General features: G+C 55.7%; 1 protein-coding gene. It reads left to right on the forward strand.

Features of this window, described 5'->3' with window-relative positions; translation table 11 throughout:
• Positions 1-431, forward strand: a 431-nt coding sequence (locus tag HMPREF2959_RS04410) for a DUF637 domain-containing protein (protein ID WP_210398727.1), incomplete at both ends; no start/stop codon positions are given.

The raw sequence follows: 431 nt of genomic DNA on the forward strand, positions 1-431 counted from the left end.
CAAGTAGCGAAAAACATCAACTGGAATCAGGTGCAGCTTGCTTACGATAAATGGGACTACAAACAGGAGGGCTTAACCGAAGCAGGTGCGGCGATTATCGCACTGGCCGTTACCGTGGTCACCTCAGGCGCAGGAACCGGAGCCGTATTGGGATTAAACGGTGCGGCCGCCGCCGCAACCGATGCAGCATTCGCCTCTTTGGCCAGCCAGGCTTCCGTATCGTTCATCAACAACAAAGGCGATGTCGGCAAAACCCTGAAAGAGCTGGGCAGAAGCAGCACGGTGAAAAATCTGGTGGTTGCCGCCGCTACCGCAGGCGTAGCCGACAAAATCGGCGCTTCGGCACTGAACAATGTCAGCGATAAGCAGTGGATCAACAACCTGACCGTCAACCTAGCCAATGCGGGCAGTGCCGCACTGATTAATACCGC

The sequence above is a fragment of the Neisseria sp. HMSC070F02 genome (genome assembly GCF_001814225.1).
GTDB lineage: Bacteria > Pseudomonadota > Gammaproteobacteria > Burkholderiales > Neisseriaceae > Neisseria > Neisseria meningitidis.